Annotated in this window: 24 protein-coding genes and 1 tRNA gene; 16 read left to right on the plus strand and 9 right to left on the minus strand. The window is 66.7% G+C overall.

Annotated features, from left to right (window positions below):
- Positions 1-78: 78 nt before the first annotated feature.
- Positions 79-543 carry a hypothetical protein gene (locus C1932_RS01255; RefSeq protein ID WP_108760955.1) on the plus strand — a complete coding sequence of 155 codons (465 nt, stop codon included), beginning with the start codon at positions 79-81 and terminating at the stop codon, positions 541-543.
- A 120-nt stretch (positions 544-663) separates the two neighbouring features.
- Positions 664-1,116, plus strand: a complete 453-nt coding sequence (locus C1932_RS01260; RefSeq protein ID WP_108763312.1) for a hypothetical protein — start codon at positions 664-666, stop codon at positions 1,114-1,116.
- A gap of 69 nt (positions 1,117-1,185) precedes the next feature.
- Here the strand turns inward: C1932_RS01260 and C1932_RS01265 are convergent, their stop codons facing one another.
- Both C1932_RS01265 and C1932_RS01270 read right to left on the minus strand, forming a co-directional pair.
- The gene (locus tag C1932_RS01265; RefSeq protein WP_234412248.1) at positions 1,186-1,386 is read right to left on the minus strand and encodes a hypothetical protein; all 201 of its coding nucleotides are present in this window, start codon (positions 1,384-1,386) and stop codon (positions 1,186-1,188) included.
- Between the two features lie 110 nt (positions 1,387-1,496).
- A complete protein-coding gene (locus tag C1932_RS01270) occupies positions 1,497-1,898 on the minus strand; it encodes a lysozyme inhibitor LprI family protein (protein ID WP_234412250.1) in 402 nt (133 codons plus the stop codon).
- A gap of 267 nt (positions 1,899-2,165) precedes the next feature.
- Between C1932_RS01270 and C1932_RS01275 the strand changes: the two genes are divergently transcribed.
- Genes C1932_RS01275 through C1932_RS01285 form a run of 3 tightly spaced genes read left to right on the plus strand, consistent with a single transcriptional unit; the run spans position 2,166 to position 6,074 of the window.
- Positions 2,166-3,014: a DUF1311 domain-containing protein gene (locus C1932_RS01275; protein ID WP_108760957.1), complete on the plus strand. Its 849-nt coding sequence runs from the start codon at positions 2,166-2,168 to the stop codon at positions 3,012-3,014.
- A 25-nt stretch (positions 3,015-3,039) separates the two neighbouring features.
- Entirely contained in the window at positions 3,040-3,639 is a 600-nt protein-coding gene (locus C1932_RS01280; RefSeq protein WP_108760958.1) for a lysozyme inhibitor LprI family protein, read from the plus strand.
- A gap of 41 nt (positions 3,640-3,680) precedes the next feature.
- Positions 3,681-6,074 carry a peptidoglycan-binding domain-containing protein gene (locus tag C1932_RS01285; RefSeq protein WP_108760959.1) on the plus strand — a complete coding sequence of 798 codons (2,394 nt, stop codon included), beginning with the start codon at positions 3,681-3,683 and terminating at the stop codon, positions 6,072-6,074.
- 143 nt (positions 6,075-6,217) lie between these two features.
- On the opposite strand, the gene C1932_RS01290 is transcribed toward C1932_RS01285, so the two are convergent.
- From C1932_RS01290 to C1932_RS01295, 3 genes are all read right to left on the minus strand, one after another.
- Positions 6,218-6,691 (minus strand): XVIPCD domain-containing protein, encoded by a 474-nt coding sequence (locus C1932_RS01290; protein ID WP_234412252.1) that lies wholly within the window; start codon positions 6,689-6,691, stop codon positions 6,218-6,220.
- 292 nt (positions 6,692-6,983) lie between these two features.
- Positions 6,984-7,124 carry a hypothetical protein gene (locus tag C1932_RS19750; RefSeq protein WP_159094474.1) on the minus strand — a complete coding sequence of 47 codons (141 nt, stop codon included), beginning with the start codon at positions 7,122-7,124 and terminating at the stop codon, positions 6,984-6,986.
- 27 nt (positions 7,125-7,151) lie between these two features.
- Positions 7,152-7,460, minus strand: a complete 309-nt coding sequence (locus C1932_RS01295) for a hypothetical protein (RefSeq protein WP_159093926.1) — start codon at positions 7,458-7,460, stop codon at positions 7,152-7,154.
- Positions 7,461-7,488: 28 nt separating this feature from the next.
- On the opposite strand from C1932_RS01295, the gene C1932_RS19755 reads away from it, so the two are divergent.
- From C1932_RS19755 to C1932_RS01320, 5 genes are all read left to right on the plus strand, one after another.
- The gene (locus tag C1932_RS19755) at positions 7,489-7,944 is read left to right on the plus strand and encodes a hypothetical protein (RefSeq protein ID WP_159094475.1); all 456 of its coding nucleotides are present in this window, start codon (positions 7,489-7,491) and stop codon (positions 7,942-7,944) included.
- A 548-nt stretch (positions 7,945-8,492) separates the two neighbouring features.
- On the plus strand, positions 8,493-9,488 hold the full coding sequence (gene dusA / locus C1932_RS01305) for a tRNA dihydrouridine(20/20a) synthase DusA (protein WP_108760961.1): 996 nt from the start codon (positions 8,493-8,495) through the stop codon (positions 9,486-9,488).
- 212 nt (positions 9,489-9,700) lie between these two features.
- Positions 9,701-10,075, plus strand: coding sequence for a hypothetical protein (locus tag C1932_RS01310; RefSeq protein WP_108748148.1), 375 nt, complete (start codon positions 9,701-9,703; stop codon positions 10,073-10,075).
- Between the two features lie 71 nt (positions 10,076-10,146).
- Positions 10,147-10,830 (plus strand): response regulator transcription factor, encoded by a 684-nt coding sequence (locus tag C1932_RS01315; RefSeq protein WP_053520384.1) that lies wholly within the window; start codon positions 10,147-10,149, stop codon positions 10,828-10,830.
- Positions 10,831-10,855: 25 nt separating this feature from the next.
- Positions 10,856-12,280, plus strand: coding sequence for a sensor histidine kinase (locus C1932_RS01320; RefSeq protein ID WP_108763313.1), 1,425 nt, complete (start codon positions 10,856-10,858; stop codon positions 12,278-12,280).
- A gap of 155 nt (positions 12,281-12,435) precedes the next feature.
- Here the strand turns inward: C1932_RS01320 and C1932_RS01325 are convergent, their stop codons facing one another.
- Together C1932_RS01325 and C1932_RS01330 are read right to left on the minus strand one after the other, a co-directional pair.
- Positions 12,436-13,182, minus strand: coding sequence for a M90 family metallopeptidase (locus tag C1932_RS01325; protein ID WP_108760962.1), 747 nt, complete (start codon positions 13,180-13,182; stop codon positions 12,436-12,438).
- Between the two features lie 8 nt (positions 13,183-13,190).
- Positions 13,191-13,466 (minus strand): hypothetical protein, encoded by a 276-nt coding sequence (locus C1932_RS01330; protein ID WP_108748150.1) that lies wholly within the window; start codon positions 13,464-13,466, stop codon positions 13,191-13,193.
- A 131-nt stretch (positions 13,467-13,597) separates the two neighbouring features.
- Between C1932_RS01330 and birA the strand changes: the two genes are divergently transcribed.
- The 6 genes from birA (at position 13,598) to C1932_RS01360 (ending at position 17,556) form a co-directional block, all read left to right on the plus strand.
- Positions 13,598-14,563: a bifunctional biotin--[acetyl-CoA-carboxylase] ligase/biotin operon repressor BirA gene (gene birA / locus C1932_RS01335; protein ID WP_108760963.1), complete on the plus strand. Its 966-nt coding sequence runs from the start codon at positions 13,598-13,600 to the stop codon at positions 14,561-14,563.
- Positions 14,560-15,291 carry a type III pantothenate kinase gene (locus C1932_RS01340; protein WP_108760964.1) on the plus strand — a complete coding sequence of 244 codons (732 nt, stop codon included), beginning with the start codon at positions 14,560-14,562 and terminating at the stop codon, positions 15,289-15,291. The genes birA and C1932_RS01340 overlap by 4 nt, the downstream gene beginning before the upstream one ends.
- Positions 15,292-15,300: 9 nt before the next feature.
- Positions 15,301-16,155 (plus strand): SPOR domain-containing protein, encoded by an 855-nt coding sequence (locus C1932_RS01345; RefSeq protein WP_108760965.1) that lies wholly within the window; start codon positions 15,301-15,303, stop codon positions 16,153-16,155.
- 52 nt (positions 16,156-16,207) lie between these two features.
- Positions 16,208-16,283 (plus strand) — tRNA-Thr (locus C1932_RS01350).
- Positions 16,284-16,902: 619 nt separating this feature from the next.
- Positions 16,903-17,190 (plus strand): type II toxin-antitoxin system RelE/ParE family toxin, encoded by a 288-nt coding sequence (locus C1932_RS01355; protein ID WP_108763314.1) that lies wholly within the window; start codon positions 16,903-16,905, stop codon positions 17,188-17,190.
- A 63-nt stretch (positions 17,191-17,253) separates the two neighbouring features.
- Entirely contained in the window at positions 17,254-17,556 is a 303-nt protein-coding gene (locus C1932_RS01360; protein WP_108760966.1) for an addiction module antidote protein, read from the plus strand.
- A 46-nt stretch (positions 17,557-17,602) separates the two neighbouring features.
- Here C1932_RS01360 and C1932_RS01365 read toward each other — a convergent pair whose 3' ends face one another.
- Both C1932_RS01365 and C1932_RS01370 read right to left on the minus strand, forming a co-directional pair.
- A complete protein-coding gene (locus C1932_RS01365) occupies positions 17,603-18,364 on the minus strand; it encodes a PHB depolymerase family esterase (protein WP_234412254.1) in 762 nt (253 codons plus the stop codon).
- Between the two features lie 310 nt (positions 18,365-18,674).
- Positions 18,675-18,971, minus strand: coding sequence for a hypothetical protein (locus C1932_RS01370; RefSeq protein ID WP_108760967.1), 297 nt, complete (start codon positions 18,969-18,971; stop codon positions 18,675-18,677).
- Between the last annotated feature and the right edge of the window lie 38 nt (positions 18,972-19,009).

The following is a 19,009-nucleotide window of genomic DNA, read 5'->3' on the forward strand; positions in this document are numbered from 1 at the left end:
CAATCTCCCCGATTGAAACCCGGCGTCGCCGCGGCCATGATCGGTGTGTGCCATCACGCACACCTTCAAGGACGACCCATGACTGCACGCAAGGCTTACACCGCTTCGCTGCCACTGCTGCTGGCCCTCGGCCTGGCCACACTGCCGGCCACGGTTGCCGCCGCGCCCGACGCCGCCACCACGACCACCATTGTCGAACACGTGTCCCACCATCGTGCGGGAACGCCCGAGGCGAAGGCGATTCTTGACTGGCTGGACCGTGTGCCCGACGCCAATCGCCGCATGATGGACCCGGAAACGCTGACCCTGCGCCAGCGCCAGGACGGGGCGACCTACACCGCACGGTGGGTGGAAGGCGCGCCGTTTCCGCTGCCCGCGTCGGGTGCGCCCGGCGAGCAGGTCACGCTGACCCATGAACGGCAGGGGGGCCAGGTCGAAACCTGGACACTGCAGTGGGTGGCGACCGAGGGCGGCCGCTGGAAGCAGACCCACTACGAGTGGCACGGCCGGGGCGTCGGGCCCGCGCCCCAGCGGAAGCGCTGACCCCCGCATCCGCCCCCGAAGCAGTCGGGGACATGCGTTTGCAAATTTTCTGATGGAGGAACGTGCGGGCCCAGCACACGCTGGGCCGGTGCAATGATGCACGCCATCAAGGAACGAGCAATGACCGCACATAAAAAAGCAACATACTTCTCTTCTGCGCTACTGTCTCTTGGCTTGGCTGCAATGTCAGCAGTTGCAGGCGCGGCGCCTGCCTCCTTCGTGATCGAACAGGTTTCGCATTATCGTGCGGGCTCCAGCGAAGCGATGGCGATCGCACATTGGTTGGACAACATGCCTGATGCAGAACGCCGCGTAATGGATCTGGGCGTGCTGACCGTGAGCCATCGGAAAGTCGGTAATGGCGCCTTGGCAGTGTCGGCCGCAGCCCCGCCGGTCGCACTGCCGCCGGCGGGTGCACCCGGGGAGCGCTACACCATCACCAACGAACTCCCTGGCGGCTTCATTGAGACCTGGACCTTCCAGTGGGTGGCAGGTGATGGCGGCGGCTGGAAGCAGACGGACTATGAGCAGCACGCGCCAATTGTGGAGCCGGAACGCCCCCAGGAACTCTAACTGATAGAAGCCGGGTCGTTCTTCTGACCACCCGCATCCGCCCCGGGCAACCCCCGGTGCGGGTGTTGCTCAGGCCATCATGGCCCGCGGGCCGTGCTGCTGGGTCTGCTGGTCGATCTTCTGCTGCTCGCGCTGCTGATCGCCTGCCTGCAGTGCACGCTCGCTGTTTTCCTGCACGCTCTGGCCCATGGCATCGGCGGTGGACACCGGTGCGGTGTTGCGGTTCAACGCGCTTTCGTCGTGCAGTGCATTGGCCTGCACGGTCTGCATCGGCAATGCCAGTGGCGGGCAGGCCTTGCTGCTGGAAGGTGGTGATCGCGTGGCGGCTGCCGGCACCCCTTACTTCCGTGTGCATCGGGAAGGGCGTGCCCGCCAACGGTTCAGTCCAGCAGTTGCAGGTACGTCTGCAGCTGGTCTGCGCGTGCGCTCAGGCGCATCACATCGTTCAGTTCACCCTGCAGGTTGCCCACCTGCGAGCTGTCATACAGGGCGGTATCCAGCTCGCTGTCGCGGCTGCGCGACTGCAGCCATGCGCGCTGTGCATTCACCAGCATGGTGCGGTTGTCGCCGCTCAGGCGGGCCTGCAGCTGCGTGTAGGCCTGGTTCAAGCGCTGGTCCTGGCGGGTGCTTTCCGCCGACAGGCACGCCGCCTGTTCAATCGCACCCTGAGCGCTGTCGCGGCAGGCGGTGAAGGTCGGGCTCAGGCCGGTGGCGGCCGGTGCCGCGCTTGCCGTGCCGATGGCCAGGGCGGCCACCATCAGGGCGGTCAGGGGCATGCTCATCCGCGTGCGCTGCTTCATCTGTTCTACGCATCCAGTCCATGGCGAGCGCCGAACTATACCGGCTGGCCGGGGGGGGAGCGGGTCGTCAACGCGGGACGACCGCCGCCACGGCTGCCCCTGTAACCGGGATCTGCGACCGCCCTCACGCAACATGAATCCAGTCAGGCATCTGCTGCGGAGGCTGCCTTAGCATGGCTGGGTGATGGGGCGGACGGACGGCCCAGCCCGGTACGGCAGCTGCCGTCCACTCGCAGGGAGACGCAGGTGATGCTGGCAACGACACTCCGCACGGGCTACGAACAGGTGCTGCTCGGCCGGCGCGTGGCATCGCTGCTGCTGTGCGCGGCACTGGGTGCCTGCCAACCCGCAGCGCCCACGGCGTCGGCTGCAGCGTCCGCGTCGCCCCCCGCGCAGGCACCCGCCGCCGCCCGTTATCCCGATGCGTCCTACAGCGCCGGGCGCCTGCGGCCGGCCTACTTCCGCTGCGTGGAAGGCGTGCAGCACGCGGGCACCCTGCAGGCCTGTGGCAGGGAAGAACTGGCCTACCATCAGAAGCATCTGCAGGAGACGACCGGCACCCTCGTGGCGGGATTGGATGGCGAGGCCAACGCGGCCTTCGCGGCCACCGAAGCGGCGTGGCGCCGCGATACCGACCACTATTGCACCGCGGCCGCCAACGCCGCAGTGCCTGCGCTGCAGGCCGCGCAGGAGTGCCGGCTGTCCCGCGTGGCCTACCGCGCCGATGCCCTGCTGGCGCACATCCGCCCACGCGATGCCTCCTTCACCCAGGCCTCGCTGCGCCCGCAGTACACCCGCTGTGTGCAGGATGCCCGCGGCAGGGATGACACGCTCGAGGCGTGCGATGCCGCCGAGTTTTCGTACCAACAAAAGCAGTTGGACCTGCAGGTGGCGCGTCTGATGGCCAGCCCGCACAGCCCGGTCAAGGACCGCTGGATGAACGAGCAGGCCTTTTGGGCCCAAGACACCGACAAGCGCTGCGCACCCATCAGTGACCATGCGGGTGCGCTGCTGGACGCGCAGTCGTGCCGCATCAATCGCTACGCCAACCGTGTTGTCGAGCTGCAGACGCACACGCTGGCACCGGGTCTTCAGTGATCCCGTTTTCAAGGAGAAATGAGCAATGAAGGCAATGACGCTTTTCCCGTGCATCGGTCGCGCGCTGTCCGCCAATGCCGGTGCGCTCGTGCTCGCCCTGGCGGTCGGCACGGGCCTGGCGGCGTGCAAGGACACCAGTGCGGACGCGGCCGTGCCCGCTGCCCCCGTGGCCACGGCCGCGACAACCAGCGCACCCGCCACGGCCCCGCAGTCAGCGCCCGCTGCACCCGGCACCACCACGTCGGCGGATGCCGATGATGATGACTTCCCGGCCGCGCGCCCGGATGACTCGTACAACAAGGCCACGCTGCGTCCGCAGTACACCGCCTGCGTGGATGCCTCCGACGGCGTGACGCCGGCCCTGCAGGCCTGCGGCGATGAAGAACTGCGCTACCAGGAAGACCGGCTGGCGCAGATCGTCGCAACGAAGGTCGCCAGCCCTGACAGCAAGGAAAAAGACGACTGGATGGACGCGCAGGCCGCCTGGTGGTCCGACACCGATCGCCACTGCAGCTGGGACCCGCTTACCGACGGCCAGGGCCAGATGCTGGATGCACAGTCCTGCCGCATCAACCGCGTGGCCAACCGCGTGGACCAGTTGAACGCTGCGACCCACCAGCCCTGAGCTGATCCCATCGAACCGCTTACCGTAAGGAGACCTGCAGCATGGACGTGGTGACCGACGCAAAGAAGGCGATCGACGGCTGGCATCGCGGCCAGACCTCTGCCAGCTATGAAACCAGCAATCGCGGGCCCGGCTGGATCTCCTCCGGCAGGGGCGACCACGGCGGCGTGTCCTATGGCACCTACCAGTTCGCCAGCGCGGTGGGCGGGGTGGACGAATACCTGGCGGGCTCGCGCTACGGTGCAGAGTTCCGTGGCCTGACGCCGGCCACCCAGGCCTTCAACGATCGCTGGAAAGAGGTCGCCGAGCGCGACAAGGGGGCCTTCGCCAGTGACCAGCACGACTTCATCCAGCACCAGTACTACGACAAGCAGCTGGGTCGCCTGAAGGACGCGGGCGTGGATCTGCAGGGTCGTGGCCCGGCGGTGCAGGACGCGCTGTGGAGCACCTCGGTGCAGTACCGCAACATGACCCGCGGTGTGTTCGTCAACGGCCTGAAGGCGGCCTACGGTGACGATTACAAGCTGTCCGAACTGAGCGACGAACAGATCGTACGCGCGGTGCAGGACTACAAGCACGACAATGTGCAAAGGCACTTTGAAAGCTCACCCACGCAATGGCCTGCGCTGCGCGAACGCACGCTCAATGAAAAGGCGGATCTGGTCGGGCTGGCGCGGTACGAGCAGGTCAATCGCCACCCGCAGGACTACCAGGGCAAGACCTACGAACAGGCGTTCGGTGAGCCGCTGCATCGCCCACGTGGCGGCCATGCCGCGCGCGCAGCCATGGCCGACGGCGTGCTGGTACAGGGCGAGCGTGGTGCCGAAGTGCAGGCCCTGCAGCAGAAGCTGGCGCAGGCCGGCTACACCGGCAAGGACGGCAAGGCGCTGAACCCCGATGGCGATTTCGGCGGCAACACCGAACATGCGGTGCGCCAGTTCCAGAAGGCGCACGGGCTTGAGGAAGATGGCAAGGCCGGCCGCGATACGCTGGCTGCGCTGGGCGCGGGTACGCAGACGCGTGCGCCGGCAGCCGAGCGCAGCCACGCGCAGGCACCCGCCCCTGCTGCTGCCGTGGCCGCTGCCCCTGGGGGTGGCCGCATCACGGTGGTCGAGCCGTACGGCAATGTCACCAGCAACCGCACGCTGGAACACGGCATGAGCGGGGAGGCGGCCTATCGCCTGCTGAAGATCCACCATCCCAACACCAATGCCGAAGCCGTGCGTACCGGCGATGCCAGCAAGGCCGACCGCCAATCGGGCATGGTGGAAGGCGAAATGGAGAACATCCGCACCAGCGGCGACAGGAACGGTATTCCGCTGGTGCGCAAGGACCTGATCCTGACCGACCGCCTGGCCAACCGCGACGTGATGATTCCCAACCCGGTGGCCGGTTACGTGCAGTTCCTGAAGGACCCGACCAACGGCATCGCCATCTACAGCCACCCCGCCGGCGATCCACGGCGCGAACTGGTTGGCCAGGTGCTGCACGGCGCAGTGGCATCCTCGCCGTACAAGAACGGCGACTTCGTCGAGTACGGCGCGCCGCTGGTGAAGCAGTCGAACGCAGGCACCAAGGCCGTGCACGCGCACATCGAAGTGGAACCCGAGCAGTTCCGCCGCTACCTGGGCGACATGCTCAACGACCGCATCACCCTGGGCGGCAAGGTGCATGCGCAGGGCCCCGACGCCGCGCAGGCCGCACGCAGCACGGCGCCGGCGGCGATGGCCGACGGCATGCTGGTGAAGGGCGAACGCGGCGATGAGGTCAAGGCGCTGCAGGGCAAGCTGGCGGCGCTGGGTTACACCGCGGCCGACGGCACGGCACTGGGCGTGGATGGCATCTTCGGCAAGGACACCCTGGCGGCGGTGAAGCAGTTCCAGGCCAGCAACGGCCTGGACGACGACGGCAAGGCAGGGCGCCTGACCCTCGCCCGCCTGGCCGACCCGGCTGCGGTGAAGGCGGGGGCGCATGCCGCCCCCGATCCGGCGCGCAGCGAACCGGCACGTACCGAACCTGCCGCTGCGCCGGCCGCGCCCAGCATGCGCGACGCTGGCCATGCCGAGAACCCGCGTTTCAGCCAGGCCCTGGAAAAGCTGCAGGCGCTGCAGCAGCAACGCGCGCAGGCCGGGCTGTGCCCGCTGTTCGGCAGCGCACAGGAAACCGAACGTGCCGCCGGCCAGTTGGCCTACGAGAGCAAGGTGGCCGGCATGGGCCAGATCGACCATGTGGTCGCGCGCCCCGATGGCAGCGGCCTGTTCGCGGTGCAGGGCGCATTGGGCGACCCGGCCGCACAGCGCGCCTTCGTTGATCGCCAGCAGGCCGTTTCCCAGTCGGTGGAAGCCAGCACCCGGCAGAGCGCGGAACTGGACAGCCAGTTCAACCAGCGCGCGCAGGACCAGCAGCAGGAGCAGGTGAAGGGGCGTGTGCAATAGGGTAGAGGGGCCGCGGCGAATGCTGGGTACGGCCGGTTGGCGCCGGCCGTGGGCAGCCACCGGCAGACGCCGCGAACCAGGCTGCTGCCGTAATCGCAGAAAGCAAGGAAAGGGCAGCCATCTGCATGAGTGGTGGACTGCTCCTACCCCATGCGCATCGCGGCTCGCGTCTGCTCTTGGGCATGCTCTTGCTGGGCAATCTGTTGCTGTCCCTGCGAAATCTGCTCGGCCTTGGCGAGCGACTGCTCCACGGGTGTGTTGATCGCTTCGCTGATCGCAACCGATGCGCGCTGATGTGCCGGGTTGTCGAGCTCGCCCTGCACGACGAACATGCGCTGCCCAGAGCCGTTGGTAGGCGGATTACCCAGCACGACGTGATCGACGCGTTCCAGGCCGTTGCTCTTGGCCGTTGCCAGCAGGCTGGCGGAGAGGCGTTCGCTGGTTGGATCAAACTCACGGCCGTGCTGCTGGTCGATGCCAGCAACGCCCTTGCGGATGGACTGCAGTATCTCTCGATCTCCTTCCATGGAAAGGGAGCTGGATGACGAGCCGCGTTCCTTCGGTGCGTCGACAGGTTCACGGGGGGGCATCACGGGACGTGTTTTGCTGGCGCTCAAGTGCGTCGATGCTTTCGCGGATTTCCCGCGGGGTGTCGGTCAACCCACCAATCTCGGACGCGATTACGCGCTCGCCGGTAACGCGATACACCGTATCGCTGGCCCATGATGCGCAGGTATTCGAATAACCCCAGGTTACCTTTTCACGCGATGCTGCCTCGAACTCGCGCAACTGTTCGGAGGACAAAGCGTAATATCGGCTGGCTGTTGCGTCGAAGTTGTTCTCGATGCCGCGACGGATGTCGGTGGCGGGCGGCGTCGTCTCATTACCGAAGCGCGGATGGTTTGCGGGCTACAGCCCGTAGGCCTCGGTCTTGCCGTCACGGGTGATGGTGAGCCAGGCGTGCCCATCAATCAGGGGCGCACCGGGCTTCGTGTTCGTATGGATGCCCAGTACCACGCGCTCTTGCGGCTGCTTCTCTTGATCAGACATCCGTATCCTCCTGCGTGTGCACGGTGATCAGGGATAGACCTGTTTCTCACCGTCGGAATGCACAACGACCACCCGTGATCCATCGTAGGGGAGGTGTACCTCCGCCTGCCACGTGTCATCCAGTGGGATCACCGATCTGGCCATGGGTTCGCAGGGGGCACCCACTGCGCAGCGTCCAATGACCACGCGTAACGTGTCGCCGACGCGTTCGTAATCCACGCCGCCGGAGTAGTGGCTGCTCTCAGGCCGGACCTTGTAACGCAGTGCGATCTCGGTTGCTGAGCGCGCTTGAACGCTGATGGGCTCGACCATCGATTGCGGATAAACCGGATTCATCCTTGCTCCTGAGCATGCGGGAAGGGTGATGACGAAAAGAGCTGCCATTGCCATTGCCTTGAATACCGGTTGGCGTGGCTTCCTGGGTGACATGTCAACAACGACTCTCTTGTGTCCATCCATGAGCCGCGATCTAAACATGTTGTGCATTTTTCGCGCAAGCAAAGACAAGATTCATTACGTCAAGGTGGATATGTCTGAGTGCATCGGCCGCCGTTGCCCCATGACGGTGGCCAGCGGTGATGGTGGTCAAGACGAAGCCGGAAAGTACAAAAAAGGAGATCCGCGCCGGCATCGGTGTACAGGGCAATTCCGTCAAGCAGCCCCGGCCCCGGCAGATACTGGATATCGCCCCCCTCAAATAAAAAGCCACGACGGCCATGGCCGCCAGGCCGCGCAGGATCTGCAGCGAGTAGTACCGGTCCCGTTCCATGTGATGGCCTCTTTGAGGGCGCGCATGCTACTGAGCTGGGCGGTGCGCTGAAGAGTCAGACGCGGCACTGGGCACTCAAGCAACCGGCGCTACAGAGTCCTCGGGTGATTTCTCAGGTTGTAGTACCGCGCGGTGCAACGACTCGGGCCGAGCCTCGGGGACGGGGTCCGCGAGCAGCTTCGCGCCCTTCTTGTGGGCAGCCCGTTTCAGCAGCTCCGACAGGTAGCCCAGCGCTACGTTCATGGTCGCGGGCGAACAAGCAGGGATAATGACCCTTTGCCGGACATGTGGTCGCCGCCGATGCGCTGCCTGGCCGGGATCTGGCAAAGGCTCTCCTGCAGGCGCGTTCCCGCTTCACGCGGTCCGCCCAGGTCTTGTCGGCCGTCTTGGTAGGGAAGGTCCAGGTTTGGTCTTTGTGGCCCTTGCGGCGCACCATAGCGCGCAAGGGGCCATTGCGGTTCTGCAGTGTCGACATCGGTGTGCCAGCCCGTGTTGTGCCAAGGCGTGCCTGGCACACCAATGGTGCAGATGAGCGGGAAAACACGGGAAGTATCGGGAAATTTGAGGCGCTTCCGGGTGCCAGCATTGATGGTAAGTATATGAAATCGTTGAATTTGAGTGACATCCGCCTGTCCGTCGCCCCCATGATGGACTGGACCGATCGCCATTGCCGCGTGTTCCACCGCGTGCTGGCGCCCGGCGCGCGGCTGTACACGGAAATGGTGCACGCCAACGCCGTCATCCACGGCGATCGCGAGCGCCTGCTCGGCTTCGACGGCAGCGAACAGCCGCTGGCCCTGCAGCTCGGCGGCAGCGATCCGGCCCTGCTGGCGCAGGCCGCGCGCATCGCCGCCGACTGGGGCTACGACGAAGTGAACCTCAACTGCGGCTGCCCGTCCGACCGCGTGCAGGCCGGCCGTTTCGGTGCCTGCCTGATGCGCGAACCGGAGCTGGTGGCCGAGTGCGTGGCGGCCATGGTCGCGGCGGTGGACATTCCGGTGACGGTGAAGTGCCGGCTGGGCGTGGACGAGGACAACGACTACGCGGTGTTCGCCGCGTTCGTCGATCGCCAGGTGCAGGCCGGTGCAGCGATGGTGGTGGTGCACGCGCGCAACGCCTGGTTGAAGGGCCTTTCGCCGAAGGAAAACCGCGAAGTGCCGCCGCTGAAGTACGACTGGGCCTACCGCTTGAAGCAGGAGCGCCCGGCGCTGCCGGTGGTCATCAACGGCGGCTTGGCAACGGTGGACGCGGTGCAGGCCCAGGCCGCACACGTCGATGGCGTGATGCTGGGCCGCGCGGCCTACCACGACCCCTACCTGCTGCATCAGCTGGAGGCGCTGCACACCGGCGCGCCGCTGCGCCCGCGCGGCGAACTGCTGCGCGCGCTGCGCCCCTACGTGCAGGCACGCCTGGACGAAGGCCTGGCGCTGAAGCACATCACCCGCCACCTGCTGGGCCTGTTCCACGGCCAGCCCGGCGGCCGCGCGTTCCGCCAGGTGCTGAGCGAGGGCGCACACCGCCCCGGCGCCGACTGGGCGCTGATCGAGCAGGCGCTGGCGGTGACCGAGCGCGAGGCCGACCGCGCCGCAGCGTGATTGCAGTCACATTCCTGACTTGACAAGCGGAGTTGATTCGTCCCGAATGTTCACTTAGATGAACGAAGCGGAGGCGGTCCCGGAAAAGTTCAGACCGGATTCACTGCGCAAAACCAAGAATTTGCAAAAGATTTGTAAATGTCGGGCCTGGTGCCCGATCCCCGGATTTACGACTTTTGAACAAATTGCCGTGCTCGGCTAGGATCGCTTCGATGTCTTCCGCTCCCTTCCACCGCCGTTTTGCCCTGGCCACCTTCGTGGTGCTGGCTGCTGCGCCGCTGTCTTCGGCGCTGGCGCAACAGCCGCCGCGCGGCGACCAGGGGCGGGCGGAGATGATGGACCGCAGCGACCGCGGTGGCCGTGGCGACGAACGCTCGTTGTCCGACGCCGTGCGCCGGGTGCAGCGCACCACCGGCGGCCACATCCTGGGCGCCGAGCGGGTGCCGTTCGATGGTCGTGACATCAACCGGGTGAAATACATGGACGACCGGGGCCGGGTCCGCTACATGGACGACCCCGCCCCGGCACGTTCACAGCCGCGCACGCCGCGGTCGGATATGTCATCACTACGCGGCGATAACCCCTGAACAGGGATAGTTGCCGCATCACCCCGTACCCACAGGCCTGCGGGCCACACCCAGCACACTAGGGAGAGTTCATGCGTATCCTTCTGGTCGAAGACGAAGCCCCGCTGCGTGAGACCCTGGCAGCCCGGCTCAAGCGCGAAGGTTTTGCCGTCGATGCAGCACAGGACGGCGAAGAAGGCCTCTACATGGGCCGCGAAGTGCCGTTCGACGTCGGCATCATCGACCTGGGCCTGCCCAAGATGTCGGGCATGGAGCTGATCAAGGCCCTGCGCGATGAAGGCAAGAAGTTCCCGGTCCTGATCCTGACCGCCCGTTCCAGCTGGCAGGACAAGGTCGAAGGCCTGAAGCAGGGCGCCGACGATTACCTGGTCAAGCCGTTCCACGTGGAAGAGCTGCTGGCCCGCGTCAACGCGCTGCTGCGCCGCGCCGCTGGCTGGAGCAAGCCCACCCTGGAATGCGGCCCGGTGGCCCTGGACCTGGCGGCACAGACGGTCAGCGTGAGCGGCAGCAACGTGGACCTGACCAGCTACGAGTACAAGGTGCTGGAATACCTGATGATGCATGCCGGTGAACTGGTCTCCAAGGCCGACCTCACCGAACACATCTACCAGCAGGATTTCGACCGCGACTCCAACGTGCTGGAAGTGTTCATCGGCCGCCTGCGCAAGAAGCTGGACCCGGACGGCGAACTGAAGCCGATCGAGACCGTGCGCGGCCGCGGCTACCGTTTCGCGATTCCGCGCAACGAGGGCTGAGCCGGCTCACCCTGGCGATAGCATGATGTCCGGCCGTCTGTGGTTCTTCCGACGCTGGCGGCCGCGCTCACTGCAGGCGCGCCAGACGTTTGCCGCGTCCGTGGGGCTGGTCGCGTTCCTGGCCCTGGCCGGTTACGCGCTCGATGCCGCCTTCGCCGATACGGCGAAGGCGAACCTGCGTGAGCGCCTGAAGAACTACGCTACCGCCTATGCGGCCGGCATCGACTTCACCCGCGACCGTTCGCTGTACATCCGCGAACAGCCGCCGGATCCGCGCTTCGACGTGCCCGGCAGTGGTCTGTACCTGCAGGTGGTGATGCCCGACGGCAAGGGCAATTCCATGTCCGCCGAAGGCCCCATGCTGCCCACCGTGGGCGGTGGCCTGCTGGCGCCGCGCCAGGAAGTGTTCGAAGGCCCGCTGCCGATGATCCAGATCGATGGCAGCCAAGGTTCGGTGTACCGCTATGGCCTGGGCCTGGTGTGGGACGCCGACGCCGACCCGGCCACCGAGTTCCCGTACACCATCTACGTGATGGAAGACTCGCGCGCGCTGGGTGCGCAGCTGCGCGTGTTCCGCAGCCGCGTCTGGTTCTACCTGGGCGGCATCGGCCTGATCCTGCTGCTGCTGCAGACGGTCATCCTGCAGTGGAGCCTGCGCCCGCTGCGGCGGGTGATCACCGAGCTGACCAAGGTGCAGCGCGGCGAGACCGAGCGCATGAGCGAACGCCACCCGCGCGAGCTGGAGCCGCTGACCGACAGCATCAACGCCTTCATTGAAAGCGAGCGCGAGAACCTCGAGCGCCAGCGCAATACCCTGGCCGACCTGGCGCACAGCCTGAAGACACCCATTGCCGTGCTGCGCACGCAGATGGACAGCGGTGCCGGCGACAATGCGCTGCGTGAGGAACTGGACGTGCAGCTGCAGCGCATGAACAACCTGGTGTCCTACCAGCTTGCGCGTGCGGCATCGTCGGGGCACAAGCTGTTTTCTGCGCCGCTGCCGATCGAACCCAACGCCGAAGAAATCGTGCGTGGCCTGGAAAAGGTCTACGCCGCCAAGGGCGTGCTGTGCGAATTCGACATCGACCCGGCAGCGCGCTTCCACGGCGAACCGGGCGACCTGCAGGAGCTGCTGGGCAATCTGCTGGAAAACGCCTTCAAGTGGGCCAAGCGCCGCGTGCTGCTGACCGCCCAGCCGTTGCCGGCGCCGAACGCGCGCCGCGCCGGCCTGCTGCTGGCGGTGGACGACGATGGCCCCGGCATTGCCCCGGATGACATCGGCAAGGTGCTGCAGCGTGGTGTGCGCGGCGATGAGCGCGTGCAGGGCCACGGCATCGGCCTGTCGATCGTGCAGGACCTGATCAAGGATTACCGCGGCGAGCTGCTGGTGGCCCGTTCCAGCGAACTGGGCGGCGCCCGCTTCGAAGCACGCCTGCCGCCGGGCCCGTGATCCCCGCCGCTACCGCTTCTTCGTAGAGTCGAGCCATGCTCGACTGACTTTGGCCTGGGCACCCGTAGAGTCGAGCTTGCTCGACTGTTCCTGGCAACGCAGTCGAGCAAGCTCGACTCTACCCACGGCGGCCCGCGCGTCGGCTGGGCGATGGTTCACCCGACCATCGCCGGCGGCGCGCCATACAACCGCCGCAGATGCGCGGCGACCGCGGGCAGTGCCTCGGCCAACAGATCCGGCGCGGAAAAATGGTACTCACTGGCCACCGCGAAGAACTCTTCCGGCGCCTCGGCCGCATACGGGTCGATCAACGTTTCCCCGCCTGCATCCACCTGCGCGCAGAAGGCATCGTAGGCCTGCTGGAACGTGGCCGCCCATTCGCGCTGCCAGTCGCGCGGCAAAGGCGGGGTGCCATCCATCGCCCCGTCCAGCGCATCCAGCTTGTGCACCATCTCGTGCACCGCCACGCAGAAGCCGTCGTGCGGCGCGGCTAGGTCGGCCTGCACATCGGCCCACGACAGGATCAGCGGACCGCTGTCCCAGGCTTCGCCAATCAGCTCGTCATCCCATTCGTGCAGCACGCCGGCCGCATCCATGTGGCTGCGGTGCACGCGGAACGCATCGGGGTAGATGATCAGCTGCGACCAGCCCTGCAGTCCCACCTCGCCAAATTCCAGCAGCGGCAGGCAGCAAAGCGCCGCCAGCAGCACGCCGTCGGTCACCTGCAGCTGCAGCCCGCCGACCGGGGTCAGGGTCTTTTCGTGCAGGAAGCGCGTGGCCAGTACGCGCAGGCGCGCGCGCCGCGCATCATCCAGACCGCGCAGCCAGGCCGCGCGCTGGCAGGCATCATCCCAATGGGCATCTTCGATCGGCCGCGGCGTCGGCCGCAGCCACTGCAACAACGACCTGATCAGCGGAACATGCCCGGCAGGTAGCTGTGCCACTTCGGTGCGCGGATGCGCGGCAGCACATCGTCATCGCCGCCGCCACCGGTGGTGGTGCTGGCCGCAGGGCGTACCGGCGCCGGCTTGGCCGCCGCGCTGGTGGGTGCGGCGCTGGGCGCGCGCTGCGAAGCGGCATCCCCGGCCGAATACACACAGGCACCCCGGCTGTCATCGAGCGCTGCCGTTGCAGACGCCGCGAAGGGCATCGTCAGCAGGATCAGGCAATGGGCATAACGGCGCATTGACGACATCCACGTTAAGGGGAGGTGAGTTCCCGATCATAGCCCGAACCAGGCCCCGCCGTGGAAGCCCCCCGGCGGGCGCCTGCCCGGCCTTTCCCGCATAATTCCTGCCTGACCTGACGGAAACTGCCGTGGACGATCGCCAACTGCTGGCCAAACTCGCTGCCGGTCGCCTGTCCGGCGATGCCCTGGCCCGTGAGCTGGGCCAGACCCGGGCCGCCATTTGGAAGCGGATTCAAGGACTTAGGGCCGCTGGTGTGGATATCCAGGGGCGCGCGGGCGAGGGCTACGGCCTGACCCGGGCGCTGGAGCTGCTCGACCCCCAGGCCATCCGCAGCCGCCTGCCCGCCGAAGCCCAGGCCCTGCTGCACGACCTGCAGGTGGCCTGGACGGTGGACTCCACCAACGCCGAATTGCTGCGCTGCAGCGCGCCAGTGCGCGGGGTCAGCGTGCTGCTGGCCGAGCGCCAGACCGGTGGCCGCGGCCGTCGTGGCCGCAGCTGGGCCTCGCCGCTGGCCGCCCATGTCTACCTGTCGGTGCTGCGCCTGTTCGAAGGTGGCCTGGGCCGTCTGGCCGGGTTGAGCCTGGTGGCCGGCGTGGCCGTGGCCGAAGCGCTGCACGATCTGGGCTTCACCCAGGCGCAGCTGAAGTGGCCCAACGACGTGCTGGTGGACGGCCGCAAGCTGGTCGGCCTGTTGGCCGAAGGCGGTGGCGAGTACGCCGGCCCGGCGCGCGCGGTCATCGGCATCGGCATCAACGTGCATATGCCGCCTGCCTTCGGGAACGAGATCACCCAGCCGTGGGTGGACCTGGATACGCTGGCCGGCACCGTGGTGGACCGCAACCAGGTGGTGGCCGCCGTACTGGCGCGCCTGCTGCCGGCGCTGGAAACCTTCGACCGCGATGGCCTGGCGCCGTTCCTGCCGCGCTATGCCGCGCTGGACATGCTGGCCGGCCAGGAAGTGCGCGTGGAACTGGATGGCCAATGGCAGTACGGCACCGCGCTGGGCCTGGCCGACGATGGCGCCCTGCGCGTGCGCATCGATGGCCGCGAGCGCCTGCTGCACGCCGGCGAAGTCAGCGTGAGGGCGGCATGAGCGATTGGTTGTTCGATCTGGGCAATTCGCGTTTCAAGTTCGCGCCGCTGCAGGGCAACCGTGCCGGCGATGTGCAGGCCTGGGCGCACGGCGCAGAAGGCATGGCCGCGCAACCCGAACACAGCCTGCCCAGCGGCCGCGTCGCCTTCGTTGCCAGCGTGGCCGCACCGTCGCTCACCGCTGCGATGCTGGACCAATTGCAGCGCCGCTTCGACGAAGTGCGTGTGGTGCGCACCAGCGCCGAATGCGCGGGCGTGCGCATTGCCTATGCGAAGCCGGAAAAGTTCGGCGTGGACCGCTTCCTGGCCCTGCTGGCGGCGGCCACCGCGCAACGGCCGGTGCTGGTGGTTGGCGTAGGAACCGCACTCACCCTGGACCTGCTGGATGGCAACGGCCAGCACCACGGCGGGCGCATTTCCGCATCGCCCACCACCATGCGCGAAGCCCTGCATGCGCGGGCCGTGCAGTTGCCGGCCACCGGCGGCGACTACAGCGAATTCGCCAACGACACCGCCGATGCGCTGGCGTCGGGTTGCGATGGCGCAGCGGTTGCGCTGATCGAACGCAGTGCGCAGCAGGCACAGGCGCTGCTGGGCATGCCGCCGGCGCTGCTGGTGCATGGCGGCGGCGCACCGGCACTGATGCCGTTGCTGCCGGGCGCCGACTACCACCCCTCGCTGGTGCTCGATGGCCTGGCCCGCTGGGCGGTGCACCCGGCAGCAGGCTAGTATCGGCGCATGCTGACCCGTGCCCTGATTGTCGTACTGGCCATCCTCAACCTGGGGGTCGCCAGCTGGTGGCTGCTGCGAACCGAACCCACGCGCGCACCTGCGCCAACGCCGCCCAGCGGCGTGGCCGAACTGCGCTGGCTGCCCGGCGGCACCGACGCGGTGGCCGTGGCACAGACCGCTGCCGCGCCGACCGAAGCGCTGGTAGCGCGCGAAGCCGCGCCGGGCGCCGCGCTGGCGCCTGCTGACGCACCGGCTGCTGCGCCCACTCCGACCGCCGCGCCGCAGCCGCAGCCAACCGCCGCCGTGCCGCTGGCCGCTGTGGCCAAGCCCGCCGCACCGACCCCGCCGGTCGCCGAAACCCCTGCGCCGGAAAAGCTTGCGCCTGAAAAGCCGGCCGCGCCGCCACGCTGCATCGCGCTGGGGCCGTTTGCCGACCGCGCCGCTGCCGTGGCCGCGCAGGGCCGCGCCGGCTCCCTGCTGGCGCCCGCCCGCCTGCGCGAACAGCCGGCCGCCAGCGGCAGTGCCCGTTACCGCGTACTGCTGCCTGCCGCGGCCAGCCGCGATGACGCACAGGCCACGGTCAAGCGCATCGTTGCCGCCGGGCTGAGCGACTACTACATCATCGGCCAGGGCGAAGAGGCCAATGCCATTGCCCTGGGCCAGTACCGCAACCGCGAAGGCGCCGAACGCCGCATGGCTGCCGTGCAGGCCGTCGGCTTCCAGCCGCGCCTGGTGGCCAGTGGCGAAGCCGGGCAGTGGTGGCTGGAAGGGCAGTTGGCCAGCGGCAGCGAGCCGGGCCAGGTGCAGCAGCGCAGCGCCGCCGCACAGCAACGGTCGCTGGACTGCACGCGACTGCGCTAGAATCGGGTCCCGGCCGCGCCAAGCGCCGCCGGCGTAGCACCCAGCACCCCATGCCGCTTTAGCTCAGTTGGTAGAGCAACTGTCTTGTAAACAGTAGGTCATCCGTTCGATTCGGATAAGCGGCACCACCTGGGGTTGCCCATGTGCACCGGAAGCGGGGGCAGCCACAAAAGCCAGCGCAGTGCGCTGGCTTTTTCGCACCTAGGCCTACTGCAGCCGAATCAGCTCGTTTCCGATCTGCTGGCACCGTTGCAGCATCGACGCGCCGGAAGGCGTTCCAAGCCGGATGGTGCCGTCCACCAGCAGCGTCAGCACTGATCACAAGCCCCGCCGCGATCTGCAGGCTGATGCTCCGCTCAGTGTGCGCACGGCGGTGCAGATGAGGGGTGACTACAGCGGTTCGACCCGGCAGCAGGAACGCGGTGTGGAAATAGCGGAGAGGACCGACAGGTACCGAAACAACGTCGGTACAACCCGATGAAGCAACGCCCTTGGGCAGCGTGGTGGTCGCGCAGCCTGCAAGACCCATGGCGCAGATGCCGAGCAACAAACTTGCGATCCTGTGCATTCCGTCTCCGCATGAAAGCGGGGACTGACGTGCTCGCTCCGGTGAATCAACCGACTTGTCATTTCCGTGTCCACGCTCGACGTTCAGTGATCAACACACCGGCGGTCCTCGAGTTTAAGAGACAACGGGACGATTGCAGGACTCTTGACCGCATGTAGCCTATGGGCTACAGTTCTGCCGTGGAGATCAAGCGCACTTCCCAGTTCGCGACATGGATCGACGACCTGAAAGACGTGGCCGGACGTGCTCGAATTCTGGCCCGGATCCGCAGGCTGGGCGAGGGGAACCCTGGGGACCACCGGAATCTGACAGACGGTATCTCCGAGTTGCGCATCGATGTAGGACCCGGCTACAGGGTGTATTACACGCAGCGCGGTAAGACGTTGGTCATCCTGCTGGTTGGCGGAGACAAAAATTCCCAACAGCGGGACATTCTGAAAGCGAAGGCGCTGGCCCTCGACCTTTAAGGCGTAGGCGCTGCGACCGGAACAACCGTAGAGCCCGGCGAGGCCGGACAGGAGCACTACACCATGAGTTCCAGCAAGAAGACCGCAGTGGCGACGTTCGACGTTGCCGAGCACCTTCGTACGCCCGAAGAGATGGCTGCTTACCTTGACGCATGCATCGCCGAAAGTGATGGCGATTCCGCATTCATCGCCAAGGCACTTGGCGATATCGCCCGTGCCCAGGGAATGAGCAAGGTCGCCCGCGACGCAGGCCTGTCCCGTGAGAGTCTGTACCGCGCTCTGTCGGGCGAGCGCAGCCCGGACTTCGCCACGATCCTCAAGGTGACACGCGCACTCGGTGTGCAATTGCACGCGAGTGCACTGTGATGAATCGCGCCGGCGCAGCGTGTGCAGCGCAAGCGGTTGCGTTGCCTCAACGCTGCTGATCCCTCAGGAACAACCAGGTAATCAACGTTGCATCCGGTCCCTGCGGATCGGTGAACGGCAGCCCCGACGTGCTGCCGCTCCACGCATGCCCCATGCCCTGCACCACGTAGTGCTGCACCAGCGTGCGGCCGCCGTACTGGTAGCTGTAGACCGTATAGGCATGCCCGCCCGGTACCTGCCCATTGAAGATGCTGGTTGGCGTGGTGCCCACCGAATCGTTGTCCAGGCCGTCGTCGGCCAGATCGTTGGTCTGCAGGAACTGGCGTACCGCCTGCTGGCCGTTCACTGGGTTCACCGTGGTATCGGCGCTGCCATGGAATGCCAGCACCGGCAGCGGTCGCGGCGACGGCGATCGCGAACACTGCCACGCCAGCCGCCCGTTGCTGTCTGGTGAGTAGATGCTGCCGGCCAGCAGCGCATAGGCACTGCCCGATACCGTGGTCGCGCCCTTGTACATGCCACCGGCATGCACCGCACCGGCGGCGAACACATCCGAATAGCAGGCCAGCATGATCGAGGTCATCGCACCGCCGGCGGAAATGCCGGTCACATAGACCCGTCGCGGGTCGACGCTGTAAGCGGATTTCACCGCGCCCACAATGCCGGCCAGGATCGACGCCTCGCCGCTGCCGCGCGCCTGGTTCACTGGCAACTGCCAATTCCAGCAGCGCCCGCCATTGGCGGTCACGTTCTGCCGCGGGTACACCACGATGAAGCCCTCGCTGTCGGCCACCTCGTTGAAGCCCACGCGGGAAGAGGCTGCGCCAATTGATTCTCACGATGCAATCGCACGTTCTGATCGGAAAGTTGAATTGACGTTTTTGGCTAAAAGCGCTGATTACAAGGCAAAAACGACAGAATGCGCGCTGCTCAGGAATGCGTTGAATGGCGTGCCGTATCAAACGCCTGATGCGCATCGCACCCGGGAGCGTGTAAAGATTACTTAACCCTGCGGGCGTGCCTTCATACCACCACATGCAGGCCCGCGCGTCCAATGATGGACGCGCGGGCAGCCGTGATCGACGACCCGACTTCTTCTTCGGTCTCAGAAGCCAGGGTCACCTGGCTACGATGGCTGCCGCGCCGCCCACCGCGCAGGCCATCCAGGACAGCGTGAGCAGCCGCGTCGCATAGGACTGGTTGGTGAAAGGCGGTGCTCTGCGAAGCCGTGACCTGTAGCAAAGAATGGCGGCGATGAACGCCAGCGACAGCAGCAGGTAGGAACCGGCTACCCAGCCTTCCAAACGCGCGGGGCTGCGAAGCCCCGCCATCATCCAAACCCCGCTGGACCACGCAAAAATCAGCAGCGTGGTTAGAAGTACCCGATTACCGTGCATGGTCTGTCGCTTGCGCATGGCGCATCTCCTTTCATCTGCAAGACACGGCGCATGCC

The sequence above is a fragment of the Stenotrophomonas sp. YAU14D1_LEIMI4_1 genome, assembly GCF_003086815.1.
GTDB lineage: Bacteria > Pseudomonadota > Gammaproteobacteria > Xanthomonadales > Xanthomonadaceae > Stenotrophomonas.

Bases quoted from the DNA above. Each gene is read 5' to 3' on its own strand.
- C1932_RS01265 (WP_234412248.1), bottom strand. From the start codon at position 1,386: ATGCAGACCGTGCAGGCCAATGCACTGCACGACGAAAGCGCGTTGAAC.
- C1932_RS01360 (WP_108760966.1), top strand. From the start codon at position 17,254: ATGAGTTCCAGCAAGAAGACCGCAGTGGCGACGTTCGACGTTGCCGAG.
- C1932_RS01315 (WP_053520384.1), top strand. From the start codon at position 10,147: ATGCGTATCCTTCTGGTCGAAGACGAAGCCCCGCTGCGTGAGACCCTG.
- C1932_RS01345 (WP_108760965.1), top strand. From the start codon at position 15,301: ATGCTGACCCGTGCCCTGATTGTCGTACTGGCCATCCTCAACCTGGGG.
- C1932_RS01330 (WP_108748150.1), bottom strand. From the start codon at position 13,466: ATGCGCCGTTATGCCCATTGCCTGATCCTGCTGACGATGCCCTTCGCG.
- C1932_RS01370 (WP_108760967.1), bottom strand. From the start codon at position 18,971: ATGCGCAAGCGACAGACCATGCACGGTAATCGGGTACTTCTAACCACG.
- C1932_RS19755 (WP_159094475.1), top strand. From the start codon at position 7,489: ATGACGAAAAGAGCTGCCATTGCCATTGCCTTGAATACCGGTTGGCGT.
- dusA (WP_108760961.1), top strand. From the start codon at position 8,493: ATGAAATCGTTGAATTTGAGTGACATCCGCCTGTCCGTCGCCCCCATG.
- C1932_RS01260 (WP_108763312.1), top strand. From the start codon at position 664: ATGACCGCACATAAAAAAGCAACATACTTCTCTTCTGCGCTACTGTCT.
- C1932_RS01270 (WP_234412250.1), bottom strand. From the start codon at position 1,898: ATGAGCATGCCCCTGACCGCCCTGATGGTGGCCGCCCTGGCCATCGGC.
- C1932_RS01295 (WP_159093926.1), bottom strand. From the start codon at position 7,460: ATGAATCCGGTTTATCCGCAATCGATGGTCGAGCCCATCAGCGTTCAA.
- C1932_RS19750 (WP_159094474.1), bottom strand. From the start codon at position 7,124: ATGTCTGATCAAGAGAAGCAGCCGCAAGAGCGCGTGGTACTGGGCATC.
- C1932_RS01275 (WP_108760957.1), top strand. From the start codon at position 2,166: ATGCTGGCAACGACACTCCGCACGGGCTACGAACAGGTGCTGCTCGGC.
- C1932_RS01310 (WP_108748148.1), top strand. From the start codon at position 9,701: ATGTCTTCCGCTCCCTTCCACCGCCGTTTTGCCCTGGCCACCTTCGTG.
- C1932_RS01320 (WP_108763313.1), top strand. From the start codon at position 10,856: ATGTCCGGCCGTCTGTGGTTCTTCCGACGCTGGCGGCCGCGCTCACTG.
- C1932_RS01340 (WP_108760964.1), top strand. From the start codon at position 14,560: ATGAGCGATTGGTTGTTCGATCTGGGCAATTCGCGTTTCAAGTTCGCG.
- C1932_RS01280 (WP_108760958.1), top strand. From the start codon at position 3,040: ATGAAGGCAATGACGCTTTTCCCGTGCATCGGTCGCGCGCTGTCCGCC.
- C1932_RS01285 (WP_108760959.1), top strand. From the start codon at position 3,681: ATGGACGTGGTGACCGACGCAAAGAAGGCGATCGACGGCTGGCATCGC.
- C1932_RS01255 (WP_108760955.1), top strand. From the start codon at position 79: ATGACTGCACGCAAGGCTTACACCGCTTCGCTGCCACTGCTGCTGGCC.